The organism is Bacillus sp. 41-22 (assembly GCF_025809295.1).
Taxonomy (GTDB): Bacteria; Bacillota; Bacilli; order Bacillales; family Bacillaceae_G; genus Bacillus_A; species Bacillus_A mycoides.
Window position 1 is genome coordinate 1,835,685 of the sequence record NZ_CP084035.1, and the last position, 21,562, is coordinate 1,857,246.

Sequence of the window (21,562 nt, forward strand, 5' to 3'; positions counted from 1 at the left end):
AAAAGTTATAGAATTTGATTCTATAACTTTTTTTGTTACTATTGATAAGAATAGAAAAAATAAAGTAATAGGGGAAATAAAATGAAAAAAACAATTGACCATATCGGGATCGCAGTTCGTGATATAGATAGTACGATACAGTTTTATGAAAAGGTTTTATCAGGAACTTTAATAGATCGATACGTAAGTGAAGCACCTGGTGTTGAAAGCGAAGTAGCTATTCTTGAAGTTGATGGTGATAGAATCGAATTACTTACGCCAACGAATAATACAACTTCTCCAATAGCACGATTTATAAAGCAAAAAGGGAAAGGTGTCCATCATGTTGCGTATCGTGTAGACGATTTAGATGTAGCTTTAGAAGAATTAAAGGAACAAGGGATTCGAACGTTAGAACATACGCTTCGAATTAATAAACACGGTAGAAGATTAATATATCTTAACCCAGCGGATACAGAGGGAACAATCATTGAGTATTGTGATTATCCGGAAGCGAAATAAAGGAAGTTTATCCTTGAGAAAAGGTGTTACGTAATAACGTAACGCCTTTTTAATTTATGTATTTCTCTTTATATGGGAGGTTATTTCACACTTTTTTCACAAATGATTCACGATAACTTTTCTTCTTTAGAAACTTACATAAATATATTTTATGCTATAATGATAATCTACTTTAAAAATATAAGTAATATATATATAAGTAGCTACTATTTTGTTAGAAGTGTAGAGGTGAGGAATAAATAGAGAGTGATACTAAATAAATCCTTATACTTAATCAGGTTAATATTTTATCAAGAAATAAAACTTGGGAAGTAAAAAGTAATGAAAGTGTAGTGACGAAAAAGAAAGAAGTGAAATGATTGTGAAAGTAATACGAAGGTTAGGGGCATGGCTATTAATAGCGTGCGTGTTTATCATATTGATACCAAAAAGCGCATCTGCTCATGCGTATGTTGTGAAATCAAATCCTGCTGAAAATGAAACGTTAAAGAAAGCACCATCTGTTGTGAAAATTGAATTCGATGAGGACATACAAGTTTCAAGTTTTAATACATTGTTCGTAAGAGACACCTCAGGTAAAAGAGTAGATTTAAAAGATGCACATATTGATAAGAAAAACAAAAAAATATTAGAGGCTGGGTTAAAAGAGAATCTCAAAAATGGTCTCTACTCTATTCAGTGGAAAGCTATTTCAGCTGATGGACATCCGATTCAAGGAGTTATTCCATTCCGTATTGGATTAGCAGAAGCGGGAACAGATGATATAAAAGTAGAAGAGATGGGCTATGTTCCCCAAATCGATATGATTATGGAACGCGGAATTTTATATACAAGTTTTTCTCTATTTATTGGTGTTCTATTATTTAATCTTATCCTTTATAAAGGAAGTGCAAGTCAAGTTCAGTCGAGGAGTAAGAAAATAATATGGATATCATTATTTGGGATATTCATTAGTTTACTTTTCAATTTACCGTTGCAAGCGAAAATAAATGCTGATGTTTCATGGCTAGAAGCATTCGATCCTTTATTATTAAAAGAAACATTACAGCTATCTGTTTTTGGTTATGTATGGATCACTCAAATGGCTCTTATTAGTACGCTTATGATTGTTACATATTTTGCAGTGAAGAGTGAGAGGGTTTCGTCGTTTAAAGTATGGAGCATTCCAATTGTATTATTTATTGGGTTACTTGTTATGAAAGCCTTCAATAGTCATGCATATGGATTAAAGTTTAAAGAAATTGCTGTCGTTATGGACTTTCTGCATTTATTCGCAGCTTCGTTATGGATGGGGGGGCTATCATCGATTGTTCTTCTGTTACGTAAAGAGGCTGACAAGTGGACTATGTATTGGGATGCGATTAAGCGTTTTTCGCCATGGGCAACAGGTGCTGTCATAGTGATTTTATTAACGGGTCTTTTTAACAGTACATTTTTTATTCCCACGATCCATTCCCTATTTGATACGAAGTATGGATTGGCCTTATTAGCAAAGATACTTTTATTCGTGTGTATGGGGATATTGGGAATTATTCATTATGTGAAAGGGAGAATGCGAGCGCAGCAAAGGTTAGGAGCTACGGTGAAAGTAGAGTTTATCATTGGAATTATCGTTTTCGTAATCGTAGCTTTTATGACAAATGTACAAACGCCGCCGATGCCTCCTACGGGACCTTTTACAGAGAGTAAACAATTAGATAATGGATATGAACTTACTTTACATGTAAGTCCTAATAAGGTAGGACAGAATACATTTCATATTACTTTGAAGGATGAGAATGGACAGCCTGTTACTGATATGGAACAAATTGTATTGACGACTCAATCTTTAGATATGAATATGGGCAAAGGTTCATTTAAAGTTTCGGCAGTGTCACCGGGAGAATATGAAGCGGAAGGTATGTATATTAACATGACAGGAAACTGGGATATACAAGTTCACGGATTAACAAAATCTCTTGATAGTTTCGATACGGATTATAAATTTATTGTAGGTGGCAGATAAAAAAGACGTTATAAATGAAAAGGAGTTTATAGAAAATGAAACGTATAAAAAAATTAGGAACAACAATGATCGCAACAATAATTGCAATGGGTATTTTTTCGTTACCTGTTAGTGCTCACGTAACTGTGAAACCAGCAACTTCTGACGTTAGCTCTTGGGAGACTTATACAATAAAGGTACCTGTTGAAAAGAATATGGCAACAACAAAAGTCACACTGAAAATACCGTCTGGAGTCGAGTTTCAACAGTACGAGCCAGTGCCAGGGTGGAAAGTGGAAGAACAAAAAGATGCAGCTGGAAAAGTTAAAACTGTAATATGGGAAGCAACAGGAGAAGGGATTTTACCTGGTCAGTTCCAACGATTTACTTTCGTTGCTAAAAATCCAGATAAAGAGCAACAAATAGCTTGGAATGCATATCAACAATATAAAGATGGAGAAATTGTTGAATGGACAGGCGATGAGAAAGCTGAAAAGCCCCACTCACTTACTACGATTGCAAAAGGTACATCATTAACAGGAGAACATGGTGAAGTATCTAGTGTGGAAAAAAATGAAGGTACAAGTAATATGCAAACAATAGCAATTGTCTTATCAGTTTTAGCGATTGTATCTTCCGTAGGTACGTGTGTTTTTGTAGTACGTCGTAAAAAGTAGGGAACATTGAAAGGTCTCATTGAAAGTAATGAGACCTTTGTTAATAAAATTTTGAGATTAAGCAGCTTCGAGGGGGATTAGAGCTACAAATACAACATGGTTTATTAAGATAAGGAACTCAATTGACTGTCATTACTTCTTCTGGTAGGTTATCATGCTTAAGCCAGTTTTCAATTAAAGTATTAAATAGTTTGGGATTTGCTAAAGGGATTCCATGACCGATTTTAGGAATGATAATACCTGTGCAATTAGGATTGCTTTCAAGGATTGCAGTCATCGAGTCTTTCATGATTCTTTTTTCGTTTTCTCCAACAGTCACTAATATATTGCTACTAGCATTCTCGAAACCTTTTGGTATTGTAAACGACATATTTTCTTCTAATATCCTCACAAATGTATTTTTACTTATTTGACAACTTTCATGATAATAGTTATCAAATTGTGTTTCATCTATGCACATTGATTTTGCTTGTATTTTGGAAAACGTCTTACTCTTTATAAGTGGATAGGTTAAGCCAAGGGATCTTATTAATGTTTTAGCGAAAGGAATTAGTTTAACTAATGCGCTATTTATCATAGCGTATTGAATTAAGTTTGGTTTCATGCTGAGCATTGCAATTAATACTTGAGCACCTAACGAAAAACCGATTACTATAACAGTTTTACCTTGTCCTTTTTCTTCAACTAATTCGATGATTTTTTCAGCACTAAAGTGTATTGAAAAATGATCCTTACTACTATTTTTCCCTTGCTCGGGTAAATCAGGAACAAGGCAGTGAAAGTTAGTAAAATGTTTAATTTGTTTGTCCCACATCCATCCACTGACTCCGCCCCCATGAATAAAAACCATAAGTGGAGAGCTTGAATCTCCAAATTCTTTATACTGTAAAACCATATAATTCCCCCTTATGATTAGAATTGTTAGTCCATACATATGTATTAGAGATAATATTTTCTACTTAATTATCATCATACAATAAAAAAGAAAAATTTTCCTTTTGCTAAGATGTTAAGTGACTGTACTCATAAAATGGTAAAAAAGAAAGAGCCTACAAGTGGTAGACTCTTTCTCATATCTATTTATTTCACTTCAACTTGCTGCCTTACAGCAAGTGCTTTCGGCTTTATATTTACAAAACAAATGCTTACGATAATAAATAAAAGTCCGATGAATAAGCTAATTGTAATGGCCTCATGTAAGAAAATTGAACTTACAATAATAGCGATCAGTGGGATAAGGAACGTATAAGCCCCAACTTTACTTGCCTCACCAGCTCCTACAAGTGTAAAGTAAGCGAGCCATCCCATTGCAATAACAAAGAACGAGATGAATAGTAGTACACTTACAAATGGTATACTCCAAGCGATGTTAGACCAGCTCTCAAATTCTGAACCAAATCCGATTAAGCAAAGTCCGCCAATAATAAGCTGAAGTGTTACCATCCAAATGGCATTAACGCGGTGTCCAGTTTTCTTAATAAATACTGTGCCGAGTGCCCAGCCGATAGCGCACCCTAAAGCAAGTAGTACACCGATAATAGAAATATGTCCAGTTAAACTACTAGAGCTAATAACCCCAACACCAATAAATCCAAGAATAAGTCCGAAAATTTTCAAGCCGTACATAGATTCTTCAAGCCAAATCCATGAGAAAATGCCGAGTAAGACAGGTTGGAGAAATACGATTGCGGAGAAGAGTCCGGCGGGCATATACTGAAGTCCGACAGTTTGTAGTCCGTAAAACAAAATAATATTGAGTAAAGATGAAATAAAGTATAAATGCCAAGTTTCCTTTAAATTTAATTGTTTGTATTTCGGTAATGCGAAAGTAAGTAAGATAAATCCTCCTATTAATGTTCTAATCCCTGCAAAGAGTACGGGTGGTGTGTAATGCAGAGCGAATTTTGATAACGGCCAATTAATTCCCCACATAATAACGAGAAATGTAAGGATTATGGCAGTCTTAGTTCGAGAAAGCTGTGTCACTGTAATCCCTCCTTGTTGTATTCCATTTCACTATGATACGATATCGACTATGATAAATAAAATGAATCTTTTTTATAAGGAGTATAAGTGATTAGTTATGACCATTACACAACTTCAAGTTTTAATTAAAACGGTTGAATTAGGGAGTTTTACGAAGGCTGCTGGGATGTTAAATATGACACAGCCAGCTGTAAGTCATGCGATTTCAAGCATTGAGTCAGAGTTAGGAGTTACCATTCTTATACGCGATAAACGAAAAGGGCTAATCGTTACGGATGTTGGAAATAGAATTCTTGTACATATTAGAGAAATCTTAAACGGCGTTGAGAAGATTGAACAAGAAGTAGCGATGGAGAAAGGGCACGAAATTGGGACGATTCGAATTGGGAGTTTTCCGAGTGCTTCTGCACATTTCTTACCCAAAATGATAAATCTTTTTAAGGAGAAGTATCCGAACTTAGAAGTCGTTCTTTGTGAAGGCACGATTAAAGAAGTTGAAGATTGGTTAGTATCGAGGGTTGTTGATATAGGAATTGTTATTTTGCCTAATAAAGATATGGAGATCGTGCCCTTAACGAAGGGGAAAATGGTTGTTGTCTTAAGAGAGGATCATCCTCTTTGTAAGAACGATTCTATTACAATAGGTGATTTAGAGAATGAACCGATCATATTATGTAAGGGTGGGTACGAACCACCCATTATCGATATGTTTAAACAAGCGAACGTACCACTTCGGGCTGAATATATAATTTCCACAGTTACAACAGCTTTAAATATGATTCAAGAAGGATTAGGAATCGCAATTTTGGCTGAGTTATCTTTAACGAGTTTACCAAAGAATATACAAACGAGAGAATTGGAACCACAAGTATGGAGAGAAATTGCTTTAGCTGTTCCTTCATTAAAGGATTCTTCACTCGCTGTACAGCTATTTATTGAAGAATTCCAAGACTTGTTTGCAGAATAAGGAGAGGTGTCTCATATATTGTAATGGGGCACTTTTTTATTTGCTTTAAAAAATTTGTAAAAAGGATTGACTTATTTTTATGTTGTAACTATAATGATTACATCGAGGTGGTGATCACGATGAAAATTAGTAGCCGCTTTTCTATAGCTGTTCATATTTTATCTATTTTGAAAAACAATCCATCTTCAGTTTGCACTTCAGACTATATGGCCGAGAGTGTAAATACAAATCCGGTAGTCATTCGTAAAATAATGTCTTACTTGAAACAATCTGGATTTGTTTACGTAAATCGCGGACCAGGTGGCGCGGGATTATTAAAGGATTCACATGAAATCACATTGTTAGATGTGTACCATGCAGTGAATGTAGTAGAAGAAGACAAACTATTTCACATTCATGAAAAACCGAATCCAGACTGTCCAATTGGGGCGAATATTCAAGCTGTTTTAGAGGTTATTTTAGTTCAGGCGCAATCTGCGATGGAAGAAGTGTTGAGAAATATTACGATGGGGCAGTTATTTGAATCTTTACAACAAAAAATGAAAGCATAATATGATAATTGCAAGTCTCTAAAAGAGAATGCATATTTTTTTCTTAAAATTGTAACTGTTTTGGTTACATCTAAAAATAAAAAGAAGGTAAGGTGTAAAAGATATGACTGTAAAAATGAAAGTATACTCAGATTTTATATGCCCGTTTTGCTTTTTAGCAAAAGGCCCATTAGATGAAGTAGCGAAAGAGAAAGATGTAGAAATCGAATGGATGCCATTTGAATTGCGTCCAAGTCCATATTCTAAAATAGATCCTTGGAACGAGCCAGATAAGTTAGGTTCATGGGATTCTTTCATTCTTCCTACTGCAAAAAAATTAGGGGTTGAAATGCGTCTGCCACGCGTTTCTCCGCATCCATATACACATTTAGCTTTTGAAGGGTGCCAATTCGCGAAAGAGCGTGGACTTGGAAATGAGTATCATCACCGAGTATTTACTGCGTTTTTCCAAGAAGAGCAAAACATTGAAGATATTGATGTATTAACGAAATTAGCGGTAGAAGTAGGGCTTCCTGAAGCTGAATTTAAAGATGCTTTAGTAAATCGTAAATATAAAGAAAAACATCAAGAAGCAATTCAGCATGCATATGATGAAGCAAATATTATGGCTGTTCCAACTGTCATGATTGGAGATGAAGTCATTCAAGGACTTGCTAGTAAAGAAACGCTAGAAAGAGTAATTGATAAAGAAATCGAAAAGGATAAAACAAATTCATTTGAAGGTATGCAATGTAAGACGGATGGATATTGCTAATTCGTCTTGCATGAAAGACTCAAGTTGATTTGTTTAAATAAAAATAATAAAACATATATTTGGAGGAATTAAAATGTCAGCAACTACAACAAATTTAAAAGAAGCAATCGTGAACCGTCGTTCAATTCGTAAAGTAACAAAAAACGCTACAATTACAAAAGAAAGAATTGAAGAAGTTTTAAAAACAGCTTTACACGCACCAACTTCTTTCAATATGCAAAGTGGCCGTATGGTTGTATTAATGGATGGAGAGCATGAAAAGTTTTGGGATATCGTAAAAGAAACGCTTAGATCACGCGTGCCAGCAGAAAATTTTGAAGCAACAGTAGAAAGACTAAAAGGCTTCCATGCAGGTGTAGGAACAGTTCTATTCTTTGAAGATCAAGCAACAGTAGAAAAAATGCAAGAAAATGCACCATTGTATAAAGATCAGTTCCCATTCTGGTCTCATCAAGGAAATGCAATGCTACAACATACTGTATGGATGCTATTATCGGCTGAAGGAATTGGAGCGTCATTACAACATTACAATCCAATCGTAGATGCTGAAGTGAAAGCAACTTGGAACATTCCAGCAGAGTGGAGCTTAGTAGGACAAATGCCATTTGGTGAGCCAAATGAACAACCAGGGGAAAGAACATTCTTACCTACTGAAGATGTAGTGAAATTTTATTAAAAAATACAATTCAAAATCAAAATTAAAAAAGTTAGATAAATGAAAGGACAGTAGATAGTATATATACTATCTACTGTCCTTTCTTATTTAATATTCACACCCAATCGTGGAAGATCTTATTTAAGATAAGCATTACTGTGAGAACAATTTCTTTAATATTGATGACGTATAATTAAAAATCTATTATGTTTATTTTTTTGAAATTACAGTAAACATCCCCGTCATGTTTGGTGAGTAATCTTTAAAATCATATTTTTCATAGAACGATTCTTTACCTTGTGATGCAAACAAACCGACAAATGCCTTATCAGGGGCATTCTGATTTAAGTATTCAACCAAAATATGCATGATTTCTTTCCCGATTCCATTTTTCTGATAATCTGGATGGACTACTATATCTTGAATATAGAAATAGATAGCCCCATCACCAACAATTCTCCCCATACCCACAATTTGTTCATTATCCTTGACTGTGATGCAGTGAACAGAATTCTTCAGTGATGTTTCCACCACTTCAAAATTCATATAATTAGTCCATCCCACAGACTCGCACAAATATTTGTACTCTTCCAATGTTGGAATGTTATTTTTAAACTCATATTTTTTCAAAATGTATCCTCCAAGTCCTCAAATTCAACAAGTATAATAAATTCGACATTTTTCTATCTATTCCTCTTACGCAACAGAACTCCTTTTAGTTATTGAATTTAGTGTAGTTTCCTTATTTGTATTTGTGTTAATTTATAAGAGTTTAGGGAAGAAATATAAGAAATAATCCGGTGAGAAAGGAAGTAGAAAAATGAATGATGAGAAAAAATATACAGTGGTAGGTACTGATGTTGATGAAGTGAAACGTTTAAATAAAAATTCAGGATTAACATATAATCAGGTGAAGGAATTGTTAGCGAAGCAAATGCAAAAAAAAAGTAATTAGATTGAAATCTTTCATTTTTTCATTTAGCATTTTGATTGGAGAGAGTTAAGTAAAAGGTAACTCTCTTTTTTATATAAATGAGCAACTTTTAGAGTGGAGGAAGCAACATGAAAAAATGGGTAAAGATAACGTTGTCTATCGCCGGAGGTATTGTTCTATTGGCATGTGCCGGAGGATATTACGTGTATAAAAATTATTTTCAAAAGGAACCTGAGCGTATTGTATATGATAAAGACAGAGTGTTAAAACCGATACATAATCAGCTTAAGGGGATCGACATAGATAATATAAAGATAAAAGAAAAAGAAGTTGTAAATGCGACTGTGGATGAGCTTCAAAAAATGGTTGATGATGGGAAATTATCATATGAAGAATTAACGAGTATTTATCTTTTTAGAATACAAGAACACGACCAAAGTGGAATATCATTAAATGCTGTTACAGAGATTAATCCTGATGCGATGGAAGCAGCACGAAAGTTAGATAAAGAGAGAGCGTTAAAGAAGAAATCGAACTTATATGGCATTCCTGTCATTGTAAAAGATAATATACAAACGGAAAAAGTGATGCCGACAAGCGCAGGAACTTATGTATTAAAAGATTGGATTGCAGATGAAGATGCGACGATCGTGAAGAAGTTGAAAGAAGAAGGTGCTTTTGTTTTAGGAAAAGCGAATATGTCTGAATGGGCAAATTATTTATCTTTTACAATGCCAAGTGGATATAGTGGGAAGAAAGGACAAAATTTAAATCCATACGGTCCGATTACGTTTGATACATCGGGATCAAGTTCTGGATCTGCTACAGTAGTTGCAGCAGATTTTGCACCGCTTGCGATTGGCACAGAAACGACTGGATCAATTGTAGCACCAGCATCCCAGCAATCAGTAGTTGGATTACGTCCATCTTTAGGTATGATTAGTAGAACTGGAATTATTCCGTTAGCTGAAACGCTTGATACTGCAGGGCCTATGGCAAGAACGGTAAAAGACGCGGCAACGTTATTTAATACAATGGTAAGTTATGATGAAAAAGATGCTATGACAGAAAAAATGAAAGATAGAGATAGAATAAATTATACGAATGATTTATCGATAGATGGATTAAAAGGGAAAAAGATAGGGATTCTTTTTTCTGTAGATCAACAAGATGAAAATAGAAAAGCAGTAGCAGAAAAGATTAGAAAAGACATTCAAGATGCAGGTGCGATATTGAGTGATGATATTCAGTTAAACAGCGAGGGTGTAGATAATCTGCAAACATTAGAATATGAGTTCAAGCATAATGTTAACGACTATCTTTCGAAGCAAAAAAATGTGCCTGTAAAATCGTTAGAAGAGATTATAGCGTTTAATAAAAAAGATAGTAAAAGACGAATGAAATATGGACAAACATTAATTGAGGGCTCTGAAAAATCTGCTATAACGAAAGGTGAGTTTGAAAAAGTAGTTCAAACGAGTCAAGAAAATGCAAGAAAAGAGATAGATAGGTATTTAGTAGAAAAAGGTTTGGATGCTCTTGTGATGATTAATAATGATGAAGTTCTTCTATCAGCTGTGGCTGGTTATCCAGAATTAGCAGTGCCGGCAGGGTATGATTCTGATGGTCAGCCGGTAGGCGTAGTGTTTGTTGGGGAACAGTTTGGTGAAAAAGAACTTTTTAATATTGGATATGCGTATGAACAGCAATCTAAAAATAGAAGATCTCCTAAAATATAGAGTTGATAAAGTAGTTTTTAGAAAAGTATTAGATAAAAAAATCCGACAATAAAAAAGAAAAAAAGGATTCTTTCCAATTAGTAAGAAAGATTGTCTATAGAAGTTCATAAAATGTAATATATCCGATTTCCATCCATTGAAGGGAGAGGTTAATTCTTAATGAATGAAGTGAAAAATTTCTTTCGAAGCAGAGGGTTTCAACGGTTTCTCGTTTTAATAATATTAGCGCTTGTATTGTATGGATTAAAAAGTATGATTAATTTAATATTAATTACGTTTATTCTCACGTTTTTGATGGATCGATTTCAAAAGTTTATTTCAAAAAAATTGAAAGTAAATAGGAAAGTGGTTATTGCTTGTTTATATATTGTATTAGTGACGTTTATTGTAACTACATTATATAAATATTTACCTGTGCTAACGATACAAATTTCACAATTAATTTATCAATTTAAATTGTTTTTTCAACATCCACCTGATAATGAGATGATTAGATACGTACTTTCAGCAATTAATGAAATGGAAGTATCAAAATATATTGAACAAGGTGTGGATGTCATTTATCAATCAATAGCAAACATAGGAAAGGTAAGTTTGCAAATACTATTGTCTCTTATTCTAAGCTTATTTTTCTTATTGGAAAAAGAGCGAATTATTTCATTCACGTCTAAATTTAAAGATAGTAAATTAAAGATTTTTTATGAGGAGATTGCATATTTCGGTGAAAGATTTGCAAGATCGTTCGGAAAAGTGATTGAAGCACAGTTTTTAATTGCAGTTGTAAATTGTGTGCTCACTGTAATTGCACTTGTCATTTTAGGATTTCCACAGCTTCTTGTATTAGCTGTCATGGTCTTTCTACTCGGCTTGATTCCAGTTGCTGGTGTTATTATTTCCTTGTTTCCACTTTGTATCATTGCCTATAACGTCGGCGGGGTTATGTATGTTGTATACATACTAGTGTTCATTACAGTAATCCACGCTCTTGAAAGTTATTTTTTAAATCCAAAATTTATGTCTGCAAAAACGAATTTACCAGTATTTTATACATTTATGATTCTTATCTTTTCAGAGCATTTCCTCGGAATATGGGGGCTTATTATCGGAATACCAATCTTTATCTTTTTATTAGATGTACTTGACGTAAATAACGATGAACCGATTAAAGATAATAAATGATAGAAAATGACCGATGTTTTCTCTTGATGAAAACATCGGTCATTTATTATTTTTTCTTTGGAGGAGGTAGTTTAATGAATCTATTTGCAATTAAAGCTATAATAACAGCAGCAAAAATAAAGACTGCGATTACACTAACTCCCATACCTGCCCATCCTCCTACAAGGAAGATACTTATCGGTATTGCTAACAAGCTTAAAATAATTAGAATCAATCCGAGATTCTTATCATATTTTTTAGTTGGGAATAGCGTTCTGATGATTAAGAAGAGGAAAAGTATTAAGGATGCTACAGCTAGTAAGAGGATTGCAATCGTCAAAGAATCATTCATGAAATCACCCCTTTTTATAGATAATATTACCGTTTAAATTGAGGGGGAACTATAAAAATATAAAAAAGCAATCCAATATAAATCGGATTGCTTTTTTGATTGAAAAATATGATTAAAGAACAGGAGCCATTGTTTCTTTCAACACTTGAACAGAGTGATCGAATTTTAATTCTTCCTCTTCACTTAGTTCAACTTCTAAAATTTCACGAACACCGCCGCGGTTTAAAACAGCAGGTACGCCAATATAAACATCTTGTTGGCCGTATTGACCTTCAAGGTATGCTGATACAGTTAATACGCTGTTTTCGTTGTTTAAGATTGCTTTCGTGACACGTAAAAGTGACATGCCGATACCGTAGTATGTAGCACCTTTTCGTTCAATAATATGGTAAGCTGCATCACGCACGTTTATGAAAATATCATCTAAATCTTTTTGGTTATATGTGTTGTCTTTTTCAAGAAGCGTTTGTAGTTTTTGAATACCAATTGATACGTGACTCCAAACAGGAAGTTCTGTATCACCGTGCTCTCCGATAATATAAGCGTGAATGTTATGAGGTCCAATATCGAAGTACTCACCTAACATATAGCGGAAACGAGCAGAATCAAGAGTTGTACCAGAACCGATTACGCGTTCTTTCGGTAATCCAGATTCTTTCCAAGTTACGTAAGTTAAAATATCTACAGGGTTTGTTGCGATTAAGAAGATACCGTCAAAGCCGCTATCCATAATGCTACGAACAATTTGCTTGAAAATTTTAGCATTTTTCTCAACTAAATCTAAACGTGTTTCACCTGGCTTTTGTGGTAATCCAGCTGTAATTACAACAAGATCTGCGTCTTTACAATCTTCATAACTGCCTTTCCAAACCTTTGTTGGAGCTGGTGCGAAAGGAACGGCATGGCTTAAGTCCATTGCTTCTCCTTCAGCTTTTGCTTCATTTACATCAACTAAAACAAATTCTTCAGCTACAGCTTGGTTAATCATACAGTAAGCATAACTACATCCAACTGCTCCTGTTCCTACTAATACAACACGGTTAATACCTTTTTTCATTTCAAAATTCCTCGCTATTTCATAAATTTTATTATGTAAGATAATACGTCTTACTTCTATAGTTTCATATCTATTTTATTACATTTTATAAAAGATATTCAAGTGATTGAAAATGTATCCACTCAATTACTTGAATGAAACATAGGAATCCTGTTAAACGAATATAATTCAGTAAAATCCTTCGTAAAAGGGGAATTGGCATGGGGAATCCATTATCGATGGAACAAATGCTTCAAATTGTTCATGAAGGGCTTGCCAAAACGAATAACCCCAAACGGATTACAGTTGCCGGTGCAGGGATATCTGGATTAGTTGCAGCATCTTTATTAAAAGAGGCTGGACACGAGGTAACGATTATAGAAGCGAATAACAGAATAGGTGGCAGGGTGTATACGATTCGTGAACCATTTAGCGCAGGGTTATATTTTAACGCAGGCCCTATGCGTATTCCGGATACTCATGATTTAACTTTAGCCTACATTCGTAAATTTAAACTACCGTTAAACCTTTTTATTAATAAAACTTCTTCAGATATAATTTATACGAATAACAAAAGAACGAGATTGGATGTGTTTGAAAAGGATCCAAGTGTACTTGGATATCCAGTTTTAGATAAAGAAAGAGGGAAAACAGCAGAAGGGTTAATGTTAGGGGTATTGGAACCGATACTTAATTATATTAAGAAAGATCCGGATAAAAACTGGATTATTGTTGAAAAAAAGTATAAAACATATTCGCTCGGTTCATTTTTAACCGAGTATTATTCAGATGGGGCAATAGATATGATCGGAGTACTTCTTGATATGGAAGCATACATGGGAATGTCCTTAATTGAAGTATTACGCGAAATGATCTTTTTCACTTCAACGACGAAATATTATGAGATAACGGGCGGGATGGATGAATTACCAAATTCATTTTTACCAGAGCTAAAGGATAATATTTTTATGCCGTATAAAGTAGAAAAAATTATACAGGAAGATAATAAAGTAATGATGCAAGTAACACATGAACAAACGTTAAATTCATTTATAGTAACTGGTGACATCGCTATTGTCACAATTCCATTTTCAGCTTTGCGATTTGTAGAAGTTCAGCCATATCATTTATTCTCTTATTATAAAAGGCGGGCAATTCGTGAATTAAATTATATTGCTTCAACTAAAATTGCGATAGAGTTTAAAAGTAGATTTTGGGAAAGAGCAGGACAATATGGTGGTAAGTCAATTACAGATTTACCTATCCGCTTTACATATTATCCGAGCTACGGCATTCATACACCAGGGGCGGCTATCGTTTTAGTGAGTTATACGTGGGCAGATGAGGCGTTAACGTGGGATAGTCTCTCGAATAGAGAACGTATTCGTTATGCGTTGAAAAATTTAGCGCAAATATATGGAAATGTGGTTTATAGTGAGTATGTTGCGGGAGAATCTTTTAGCTGGAGTCAAAATCCGTATTCTTGCGGAGCATTTACAGCTTTTGAACCAGGGCAAGAGCTTGAATTGTTTCCATATATTACGCCGCCAGCGGGTAGAGTGCACTTTGCAGGAGAACATACGACATTAACACATGGATGGATGCAAGGAGCAATCGAGTCTGGAATTAGAGTTGCTCATGAAGTGAATGGAAAATGAAACGATAATCTAGTAGTTTTGTTTACAAATAGGTATTCTTTTAATAAAATGATAAATATAAATCGTAATAATTACGCTTTGAAGAAATTTGAAGTAGAGAAATGGATGGTCGGTCGAATGAGTAAAGTAGAAATTCATATATTAGGTGGTTTTTTAGGTAGCGGAAAATCAACATTGCTGCAAAATTTATTATTAGCAGAAAAGAAGAAAAATCGAAAAGTTGCAGTTTTGATGAATGAAATCGGTGAATACTCGGTAGATACAGATATTATTGGAAAAGAGAATGTGTTAAGGGAACTGCTGAAAGGATGTATTTGTTGTACGTTAAAAGAAGAGCTTGAAATTCAATTACATTCTTTATATCAACAAGAAAGACCAGATGTAATTTATATAGAAACAACAGGTGTCGCACATCCAATTGAAGTGTTAGATGCATGTGTATCACCAATTTTAGCTCCTTTCCTTGAAGTGAAATCTATAGTAGTCGTATTAGATGCAGTAAGATGGTTAAACCGAAGTATATTAAGTGCAAATGTACAACAGCTATTACATGAGCAAATGAAATATGGAAGTCATATTCTTATTAATAAATCAGATTTATTAACAGATTCGGATAAGAACAAAGTACTTGAAGACGTAAAGGCAATAAATAATCATGCGAAATTGTTTGAAACAAAGTATTGTAATATATCTTTAAAAGATATAGAAGAAGCTGAATTTGTGAGAGATGGAGAACATGAGACACTACATGTCAAACAGCATTTACATATACAAACGATGACGTATCAATTTACGAAATCGATTGATCAAGATAAATTATATGAATGGCTTTCGAATTTACCAGATAGTATTTATCGCGTAAAAGGATTTGTGAAATTCCATGGAGATAAATACCCTCACTTATTCCAATATTCATTTGGCGTACCAACCTTACTGGAACAAGACTTCGGTTTCCCGACAAATTTGGTAGTAATAGGGGAAGGATTAGATAAGAAGCAATTGGTTGAGGGGTTAGAGAAAGTAGAACTTAATTCTAATTAAGATTAAAGGACTAACTTCAAAATAAGTTAGTCCTTTTTTGTATGTAGAAAAACGCTTGCGGATTTTGTCTAATGAAAATAATTGAAAAATTCAGAAACATATTTATAATCAAATCTAAGAGGTGATTCAGGTGTCAGAAAAAATAATAATGGATGTAAAAAACCTAACAACAAAAGGGTTAGAAACGAGAGAGAAATTATTGTGTGCTGCAGAAGAGGTATTTGGTAATAAAGGATATTACGAAGCTTCTATCGTGAATATTACACAAGAAGCAACAGTAGCGCACGGAACTTTCTATAATTATTTTCCATCTAAAAAAGATATATTTGATGAATTGATTCGCAGATTGAACCGTGAGTTACGCTTAATTATTAAAGAAGAAATGAAGGGGATATCAAGTTATGAAGAGGCACAAAGAAGAGGTTTTCAGGCCTTTTTTCGATGGGTGAAAGATCGTCCTAATCTATATAACATTGTACAACAGGCGGTAGTTGTTGATGATAATTTATATAGATGGTATTATGCAAAGCTCGCAAATGGATTTTTAAAAAGTTTATCGGCTGGCATGGAAGCGGGAGAATTTAAACAACTTGATAAAGAAACAATTGCGTATTGTCTTATGTCAATTGGTCAATTTTTAGGAATGCGATGGGGCTATTGGGAAGAGAAAGATGTTCCGGAAGATGTATTTGAAGCAGCGATGTCATTAATATTTGAAGGATTGAGAAAGAGATAAGGGAGTGGGGAAAATATGCAAGGCATTGCTTATTGGATTGAAAAACGGGCCTATTTACATCCAGATCGCATTGCCATTATTACAGAAGAGGAGGAAATGACATATAAACAGTTACATGAGTATGTAAGTAAAGTAGCAGCATATTTAATTTACGACTTAAATGTGCAAAAAGGAGAGAGGATAGCTATTTTATCACAAAATAGCTTGGAATATATTGTACTTTTATTTGCTATAGCAAAGGTAGAATGTATTGCTGTTCCACTGAATATACGGTTAACAGAAAATGAACTTATATTTCAGTTAAAAGATAGTGGAGCTACAGTTTTATTTGTAGAGGAAACATTTCAAAATATGGCACTGTCAATGCAGAATGTAACATATGTACAAAGAGTTATTTCGATTAAAAGTTTAAAAGAAATAGAAGATAGAAAAATTGACAACTTTGAAGAGATAAATGAAAGCGCATCCTTTATTATATGTTATACCTCGGGGACAACAGGACAACCGAAAGGAGCTGTACTTACACAAGAGAATATGTTTTGGAATGCGCTTAATAATACATTTGCGATTGACCTAACTGTTCATGACCGCTCCATTGTGTTATTGCCTTTATTTCATATTGGTGGGATTGGTTTATTCGCATTTCCAACTTTATTTGCAGGTGGAATAATCATTGTTCCGAGAAAATTTGAGCCAACCATAGCTCTTTCTATGATAGAAAAATATAAAGTGACTGTTGTAATGGGAGTACCTACAATTCACCAAGCATTAATTAATTGCGCAAAGTTTGAAACTACAAATTTACAATCAGTTCGCTGGTTTTATAACGGTGGTGCACCATGTCCAGAAGAGTTGATGAGAGAATTTATAGATAGAGGATTTTTATTTGGTCAAGGCTTTGGTATGACTGAAACATCACCAACCGTATTTATGCTTTCAGAAGAAGATGCAAGACGTAAAGTAGGCTCAATTGGAAAACCTGTTCTGTTTTGTGATTATGTACTTATTGATGAAAACAAAAATAAAGTTGAGATTGGTGAAGTTGGAGAGTTACTAATAAGAGGACCAAATGTAATGAAAGGGTATTGGAATCGGCCAGATGCAACAGAAGAAACGATTCAAGATGGTTGGTTATATACGGGAGATTTAGCTAAAGTTGATGAAGATGGTTTTGTATACATTGTCGGTAGAAAAAAAGAAATGATAATTTCCGGTGGTGAAAATATTTATCCCCTTGAAGTAGAGCAAGTTATTAATAAACTATCAGAAGTATGTGAGGTAGCAGTAATTGGTACACAACATGTAAAGTGGGGAGAGATTCCAATCGCCTTTATTGTGAAAAAGAGTTGCAGTGTATTAACTGAAAAGGAAGTCATTGATCATTGTCGTTTATTTCTAGCCAAATATAAAGTTCCAAAAGAAATTGTGTTTCTAGAGGAATTGCCTAAAAATGCAACTGGTAAAATTCAAAAAGCACAGTTAGCAAATCAACTGAAAAGTAGGTGAAGGGATGATTATGTATAGTTCCGGTCAACAGGCATCATGTAGTAAAACAATAACAGAAACGGATTTTGTATTATTTGCGGGTTTGAGCGGGGATTTTAATCCAATTCATATTGATCATGAGTATGCAAAACAAACTAGATTTAATCAAAGAATCGCACATGGTTTATTAACTTCTAGTTTATTATCACAATTGTTAGGCGTTCATTTACCAGGAAAGGGTTCCGTTTATATGGAACAAACTATTAAATTTACAGCGCCAGTTTTTATAGGAGATACGATTACAGCTACGGCAACAGTACAAGAATTTATGATAGAAAAGAGAGTTTTGAAATTGTTAACTGAGTGTCATAACCAAAAAGGAGATTTAGTGTTAACAGGTGTAGCGACTATGATGGTGCCAAAAGAAGGAGGAATTGTCTAATGAGAATTGGGATTGAAGCAACTGGTGTTTTCTTCCCAAAAGACGTAGAGACGGCCGCAGATTTATCTAAAAAAACAGGTATTCCTGAGAATATTATTATAGAAAAGTTTGGGTTATATGAAAAACATGTCGCAGACGAAACGATGCATGCATCAGATTTAGCTATTGCTGCTGCAAAGCCAATATTATTACAAGTAGATCCTCAATCTATTGATGTAGTCATTTATTTTGGCAGTCCACATAAAGATTACCACGTATGGTCTAGTGCCCCAAAAATTCAGCATGAACTTGGATTGAAAAATGCTTATGCTTTTGAAATTATGAATGTTAGTTCTTGCTTTCCAATCGCTCTCAAAGTCGCAAAGGATATGCTCTACTCTGATAAATCAATTGAAAATATATTATTAGTAGGTGGATGTAAAGAATCTCAAATTGTAGATTATGATAATCCACGCTCACGTTTTATGTTTAATTTTGCTGATGGCGGAAGTGCAGCTTTAGTAAAAAAGGGAGCTAGCAACGGTGAAATATTAGGCAGTGCGATTATAACGGATGGTTCATTTCATGACGATGTTCGTATTCCAGCTGGTGGATCGAAGCAGGTTGCGAGCTATGATACAGTTGAGAATCGACAACATTATATTGATGTAATAGATCCTATTAGTATGAAAGAACGTTTAGATCCAATTTCAACCCCTAATTTTGATAAGGTTATTCGGGAGGCGTTAAGAAAAAGTGGATTTACTCCTAAAGATATTAAAGTATTGTTACCACTGCATACAAAACGCTCTATGCTAATAGAATTGTTACAGGGGCTGGGCTTAGTAGAAGAGCAAGTTGTATATTTAGATCATTATGGGCATATGTCAGCACTTGACCCATGTATAGGTCTTCATTTTGCAAATGAGCAAGGGAAATTACAGCCTGGAGATATTGCAGTAGTGGTTAGTGCAGGTACTGGGTATACTTGGGCAGCTACTGTGATTAGATGGTAGTAAGCATGGATTTTATCAAAAAAATTATATGTTGTTTTTTCATTGTTATTGTGAGTCTAGGGATGTTTGCTTCTGTAGGAAGTGCCTCTGCTGTAAAATATGTGAAATCATGGGGGAGTGAGCTAGATACTTCTAAGTTATTAAGGACACCAGTGGCGATGGCAAGGGATGCAAAAGGATTTTTGTATGTTGTTGATATGGGGAATAATAGGATTTTGAAAATAGATAAGAATGGAGAAGTTGTTGATGCTATAGGAACTTTAGGTGAAGGTCCGGGACAGTTTAATATGCCATTTGGTATTGCTGTTGATAAAGAAGGTAATATTTTAGTTGCGGATACAGCGAATTATCGTATTCAAAAATTTAATGAGGAGTTTCAATTTATTAAAAGTTGGGGCACAAAAGGTAAAGGAAGTGAGCAGTTCTCGTTTCCTAGGGAAATTGCAGTAGATAGCGATAACAATTACTATATTACGGATGAATACAATCATCGTATTCAAAAATATAGCCCGGATGGGCAGTATATTCAAACAATAGGGAGTTATGGAAAGGCGAATGGAGAAATGGCTTTACCACAAGGAATTGCGATAAATAAACAAGACGAGGTCTATATTGCAGACACATATAACAATCGTATTCAAGTGTTTGATAAAAAAGGGGAGTTTCAGCGAGTAATCGGAACAGGAATTGCAGGTTTAGGCCCATATCAATTCTACCATCCAAGAGGAATAAATTTTGACTCAACATCTGGATCGCTATATGTAGCAGATACATATAACAATCGGATAATGAAATTTACAAATAAAGATCAATTTTTATATACAGTAGGTAACTTTTTTCAGTTTGTTTATCCTAATCAAGTTTTTCCGGATGGTAAAGGGAATATCTATATAACGGATACGGGAAATAATCGTGTACTTTTATATAATGAGGTAGGCCTAACAGCGGTAATGAAGAAAACCATAGGTAATGAAAGGAATGGAAATACACAATATGCAGGACCTTATGATGTCGAAAGAGACACGAATGGAAATGTTTTTGTATCTGATTCTTTTAATCATCGAATTTTGAAATATGATATATCTGGGAAGATTGTTGCTAAGTGGGGAAGTTTATTTGGTACTGGTGGGCCACTTGGGTTCGGAAGTCTTCCAGGACAGTTTTTTGTTCCAAGACAGATTGCAACGGATCGTTACAATAATGTGTATGTATCTGATTCTGTAAATCATCGTATCCAAAAATTCACCAATTCAGGGATAGCGCTTGCTTCATATGGTTCATTTGGAGTATTACCAGGTTTTTTTCAATTTCCATCTGGAATAGCTATTGATAGTAAAGGAAACATATTTATAGCTGATTCAGAAAATCATCGTATTCAAAAATTTAATCCATTCTTTGTATATATGAAAGAATGGGGGAGAAAAGGAAGTGGAGAGGGAGAGTTTTTTCAACCTATGCAATTAGCAATTGATTCAAAAGATAATGTTTATGTTGTGGATCGGATTAATAATAGGGTTCAAAAATTTGATAATGAGGGTAATTTTCTTACAAAATGGGGTACAAATCATGGAGCTGGAAACTTAGATCCACTAGAAAATTGGAGAGAGGGTCCAGGAGATCTTTTTTTGCCAATAGGAATTGAAATCGATATAAATAATACGGTATATGTCACAGATACTTCTAATAATCGTGTGAATATTTACAATGAAAATGGGAATTTTTTAGAGTCTTTTGGAAGTTTTAATGGTATGTCAGGGCAGTTTTTCTCACCACAAGGAATAGATGTGGATAGTCAAGGGAATATCATTATTACAGATGGTTTACTCCAAAGAATTCAATTTTTTAAGAAAGCTAATTAATATTGGAGACTCAAAATGCTTGTTAGAAAGGATAGAAGTTTAATAGTTTGGG

The 21,562-nt window shown here is 34.3% G+C and carries 22 protein-coding genes; 17 read left to right on the plus strand and 5 right to left on the minus strand.

All coding sequences use genetic code 11. The annotated features are described in order from the left end of the window. The first annotated feature begins 81 nt into the window (after positions 1–81). From LCF45_RS09415 to LCF45_RS09425, 3 genes are all read left to right on the plus strand, one after another. Positions 82–501 carry a VOC family protein gene (locus LCF45_RS09415; RefSeq protein WP_263894760.1) on the plus strand — a complete coding sequence of 140 codons (420 nt, stop codon included), beginning with the start codon at positions 82–84 and terminating at the stop codon, positions 499–501. Between the two features lie 355 nt (positions 502–856). Beyond that, positions 857–2,506: a copper resistance CopC/CopD family protein gene (locus LCF45_RS09420; protein ID WP_003188530.1), complete on the plus strand. Its 1,650-nt coding sequence runs from the start codon at positions 857–859 to the stop codon at positions 2,504–2,506. 35 nt (positions 2,507–2,541) lie between these two features. Beyond that, on the plus strand, positions 2,542–3,162 hold the full coding sequence (locus LCF45_RS09425; RefSeq protein WP_002126863.1) for a YcnI family copper-binding membrane protein: 621 nt from the start codon (positions 2,542–2,544) through the stop codon (positions 3,160–3,162). A 118-nt stretch (positions 3,163–3,280) separates the two neighbouring features. Here LCF45_RS09425 and LCF45_RS09430 read toward each other — a convergent pair whose 3' ends face one another. Together LCF45_RS09430 and LCF45_RS09435 are read right to left on the minus strand one after the other, a co-directional pair. Then, a complete protein-coding gene (locus tag LCF45_RS09430) occupies positions 3,281–4,057 on the minus strand; it encodes an alpha/beta fold hydrolase (protein WP_016126777.1) in 777 nt (258 codons plus the stop codon). Between the two features lie 185 nt (positions 4,058–4,242). Continuing rightward, positions 4,243–5,148: a DMT family transporter gene (locus tag LCF45_RS09435; protein ID WP_002086216.1), complete on the minus strand. Its 906-nt coding sequence runs from the start codon at positions 5,146–5,148 to the stop codon at positions 4,243–4,245. A 97-nt stretch (positions 5,149–5,245) separates the two neighbouring features. On the opposite strand from LCF45_RS09435, the gene LCF45_RS09440 reads away from it, so the two are divergent. From LCF45_RS09440 to LCF45_RS09455, 4 genes are all read left to right on the plus strand, one after another. Then, on the plus strand, positions 5,246–6,115 hold the full coding sequence (locus LCF45_RS09440; protein ID WP_003188523.1) for a LysR family transcriptional regulator: 870 nt from the start codon (positions 5,246–5,248) through the stop codon (positions 6,113–6,115). A 119-nt stretch (positions 6,116–6,234) separates the two neighbouring features. Beyond that, a complete protein-coding gene (locus LCF45_RS09445; RefSeq protein ID WP_003188522.1) occupies positions 6,235–6,666 on the plus strand; it encodes an Rrf2 family transcriptional regulator in 432 nt (143 codons plus the stop codon). Positions 6,667–6,769: 103 nt separating this feature from the next. Then, positions 6,770–7,420 carry a DsbA family oxidoreductase gene (locus LCF45_RS09450; protein WP_002064866.1) on the plus strand — a complete coding sequence of 217 codons (651 nt, stop codon included), beginning with the start codon at positions 6,770–6,772 and terminating at the stop codon, positions 7,418–7,420. A 73-nt stretch (positions 7,421–7,493) separates the two neighbouring features. Next, a complete protein-coding gene (locus LCF45_RS09455; RefSeq protein ID WP_002135720.1) occupies positions 7,494–8,096 on the plus strand; it encodes a nitroreductase family protein in 603 nt (200 codons plus the stop codon). Between the two features lie 189 nt (positions 8,097–8,285). Here the strand turns inward: LCF45_RS09455 and LCF45_RS09460 are convergent, their stop codons facing one another. Further along, positions 8,286–8,705 (minus strand): GNAT family N-acetyltransferase, encoded by a 420-nt coding sequence (locus LCF45_RS09460; RefSeq protein WP_002126872.1) that lies wholly within the window; start codon positions 8,703–8,705, stop codon positions 8,286–8,288. Between the two features lie 190 nt (positions 8,706–8,895). Between LCF45_RS09460 and LCF45_RS09465 the strand changes: the two genes are divergently transcribed. The 3 genes from LCF45_RS09465 to LCF45_RS09475 all read left to right on the plus strand — a co-directional run bounded on the left by LCF45_RS09465 (position 8,896) and on the right by LCF45_RS09475 (position 11,927). Next, a complete protein-coding gene (locus LCF45_RS09465; protein WP_002012306.1) occupies positions 8,896–9,030 on the plus strand; it encodes a hypothetical protein in 135 nt (44 codons plus the stop codon). A gap of 107 nt (positions 9,031–9,137) precedes the next feature. Next, positions 9,138–10,748 carry an amidase family protein gene (locus LCF45_RS09470; protein WP_263894761.1) on the plus strand — a complete coding sequence of 537 codons (1,611 nt, stop codon included), beginning with the start codon at positions 9,138–9,140 and terminating at the stop codon, positions 10,746–10,748. Between the two features lie 159 nt (positions 10,749–10,907). Next, positions 10,908–11,927, plus strand: a complete 1,020-nt coding sequence (locus LCF45_RS09475; RefSeq protein WP_003188519.1) for an AI-2E family transporter — start codon at positions 10,908–10,910, stop codon at positions 11,925–11,927. Between the two features lie 46 nt (positions 11,928–11,973). Here LCF45_RS09475 and LCF45_RS09480 read toward each other — a convergent pair whose 3' ends face one another. Together LCF45_RS09480 and LCF45_RS09485 are read right to left on the minus strand one after the other, a co-directional pair. Beyond that, positions 11,974–12,258, minus strand: a complete 285-nt coding sequence (locus tag LCF45_RS09480; protein ID WP_078206889.1) for a YesK family protein — start codon at positions 12,256–12,258, stop codon at positions 11,974–11,976. Positions 12,259–12,370: 112 nt separating this feature from the next. After that, on the minus strand, positions 12,371–13,315 hold the full coding sequence (locus LCF45_RS09485; protein ID WP_002064875.1) for an L-lactate dehydrogenase: 945 nt from the start codon (positions 13,313–13,315) through the stop codon (positions 12,371–12,373). Between the two features lie 200 nt (positions 13,316–13,515). Here LCF45_RS09485 and LCF45_RS09490 point away from each other — a divergent pair, with 200 nt between their 5' ends. The 7 genes from LCF45_RS09490 (at position 13,516) to LCF45_RS09520 (ending at position 21,510) form a co-directional block, all read left to right on the plus strand. Further along, positions 13,516–14,952 carry a flavin monoamine oxidase family protein gene (locus LCF45_RS09490; RefSeq protein WP_016098337.1) on the plus strand — a complete coding sequence of 479 codons (1,437 nt, stop codon included), beginning with the start codon at positions 13,516–13,518 and terminating at the stop codon, positions 14,950–14,952. A 117-nt stretch (positions 14,953–15,069) separates the two neighbouring features. Beyond that, complete coding sequence (locus LCF45_RS09495; RefSeq protein ID WP_041868035.1) at positions 15,070–15,993, plus strand: CobW family GTP-binding protein; 924 nt, start codon at positions 15,070–15,072, stop codon at positions 15,991–15,993. 130 nt (positions 15,994–16,123) lie between these two features. Next, positions 16,124–16,729: a TetR/AcrR family transcriptional regulator gene (locus tag LCF45_RS09500; protein ID WP_001290796.1), complete on the plus strand. Its 606-nt coding sequence runs from the start codon at positions 16,124–16,126 to the stop codon at positions 16,727–16,729. 15 nt (positions 16,730–16,744) lie between these two features. After that, entirely contained in the window at positions 16,745–18,235 is a 1,491-nt protein-coding gene (locus tag LCF45_RS09505) for an o-succinylbenzoate--CoA ligase (RefSeq protein WP_001161506.1), read from the plus strand. A gap of 4 nt (positions 18,236–18,239) precedes the next feature. Then, on the plus strand, positions 18,240–18,656 hold the full coding sequence (locus LCF45_RS09510; RefSeq protein WP_002012316.1) for a MaoC family dehydratase: 417 nt from the start codon (positions 18,240–18,242) through the stop codon (positions 18,654–18,656). Beyond that, the gene (locus LCF45_RS09515) at positions 18,656–19,651 is read left to right on the plus strand and encodes a 3-oxoacyl-ACP synthase (protein ID WP_001219349.1); all 996 of its coding nucleotides are present in this window, start codon (positions 18,656–18,658) and stop codon (positions 19,649–19,651) included. The genes LCF45_RS09510 and LCF45_RS09515 overlap by 1 nt, the downstream gene beginning before the upstream one ends. 62 nt (positions 19,652–19,713) lie before the next feature. Next, entirely contained in the window at positions 19,714–21,510 is a 1,797-nt protein-coding gene (locus LCF45_RS09520; protein WP_088265764.1) for a 6-bladed beta-propeller, read from the plus strand. The last annotated feature ends 52 nt before the right edge of the window (positions 21,511–21,562 follow it).

What these genes read in the sequence shown, in the direction of transcription:
- LCF45_RS09415 (WP_263894760.1), top strand. Translation starts at nt 82, where the DNA reads ATGAAAAAAACAATTGACCATATCGGGATCGCAGTTCGTGATATAGAT.
- LCF45_RS09420 (WP_003188530.1), top strand. Translation starts at nt 857, where the DNA reads ATGATTGTGAAAGTAATACGAAGGTTAGGGGCATGGCTATTAATAGCG.
- LCF45_RS09425 (WP_002126863.1), top strand. Translation starts at nt 2,542, where the DNA reads ATGAAACGTATAAAAAAATTAGGAACAACAATGATCGCAACAATAATT.
- LCF45_RS09430 (WP_016126777.1), bottom strand. Translation starts at nt 4,057, where the DNA reads ATGGTTTTACAGTATAAAGAATTTGGAGATTCAAGCTCTCCACTTATG.
- LCF45_RS09440 (WP_003188523.1), top strand. Translation starts at nt 5,246, where the DNA reads ATGACCATTACACAACTTCAAGTTTTAATTAAAACGGTTGAATTAGGG.
- LCF45_RS09445 (WP_003188522.1), top strand. Translation starts at nt 6,235, where the DNA reads ATGAAAATTAGTAGCCGCTTTTCTATAGCTGTTCATATTTTATCTATT.
- LCF45_RS09450 (WP_002064866.1), top strand. Translation starts at nt 6,770, where the DNA reads ATGACTGTAAAAATGAAAGTATACTCAGATTTTATATGCCCGTTTTGC.
- LCF45_RS09455 (WP_002135720.1), top strand. Translation starts at nt 7,494, where the DNA reads ATGTCAGCAACTACAACAAATTTAAAAGAAGCAATCGTGAACCGTCGT.
- LCF45_RS09465 (WP_002012306.1), top strand. Translation starts at nt 8,896, where the DNA reads ATGAATGATGAGAAAAAATATACAGTGGTAGGTACTGATGTTGATGAA.
- LCF45_RS09470 (WP_263894761.1), top strand. Translation starts at nt 9,138, where the DNA reads ATGAAAAAATGGGTAAAGATAACGTTGTCTATCGCCGGAGGTATTGTT.
- LCF45_RS09475 (WP_003188519.1), top strand. Translation starts at nt 10,908, where the DNA reads ATGAATGAAGTGAAAAATTTCTTTCGAAGCAGAGGGTTTCAACGGTTT.
- LCF45_RS09480 (WP_078206889.1), bottom strand. Translation starts at nt 12,258, where the DNA reads ATGAATGATTCTTTGACGATTGCAATCCTCTTACTAGCTGTAGCATCC.
- LCF45_RS09485 (WP_002064875.1), bottom strand. Translation starts at nt 13,315, where the DNA reads ATGAAAAAAGGTATTAACCGTGTTGTATTAGTAGGAACAGGAGCAGTT.
- LCF45_RS09490 (WP_016098337.1), top strand. Translation starts at nt 13,516, where the DNA reads ATGGGGAATCCATTATCGATGGAACAAATGCTTCAAATTGTTCATGAA.
- LCF45_RS09495 (WP_041868035.1), top strand. Translation starts at nt 15,070, where the DNA reads ATGAGTAAAGTAGAAATTCATATATTAGGTGGTTTTTTAGGTAGCGGA.
- LCF45_RS09505 (WP_001161506.1), top strand. Translation starts at nt 16,745, where the DNA reads ATGCAAGGCATTGCTTATTGGATTGAAAAACGGGCCTATTTACATCCA.
- LCF45_RS09510 (WP_002012316.1), top strand. Translation starts at nt 18,240, where the DNA reads ATGATTATGTATAGTTCCGGTCAACAGGCATCATGTAGTAAAACAATA.
- LCF45_RS09515 (WP_001219349.1), top strand. Translation starts at nt 18,656, where the DNA reads ATGAGAATTGGGATTGAAGCAACTGGTGTTTTCTTCCCAAAAGACGTA.
- LCF45_RS09520 (WP_088265764.1), top strand. Translation starts at nt 19,714, where the DNA reads ATGTTTGCTTCTGTAGGAAGTGCCTCTGCTGTAAAATATGTGAAATCA.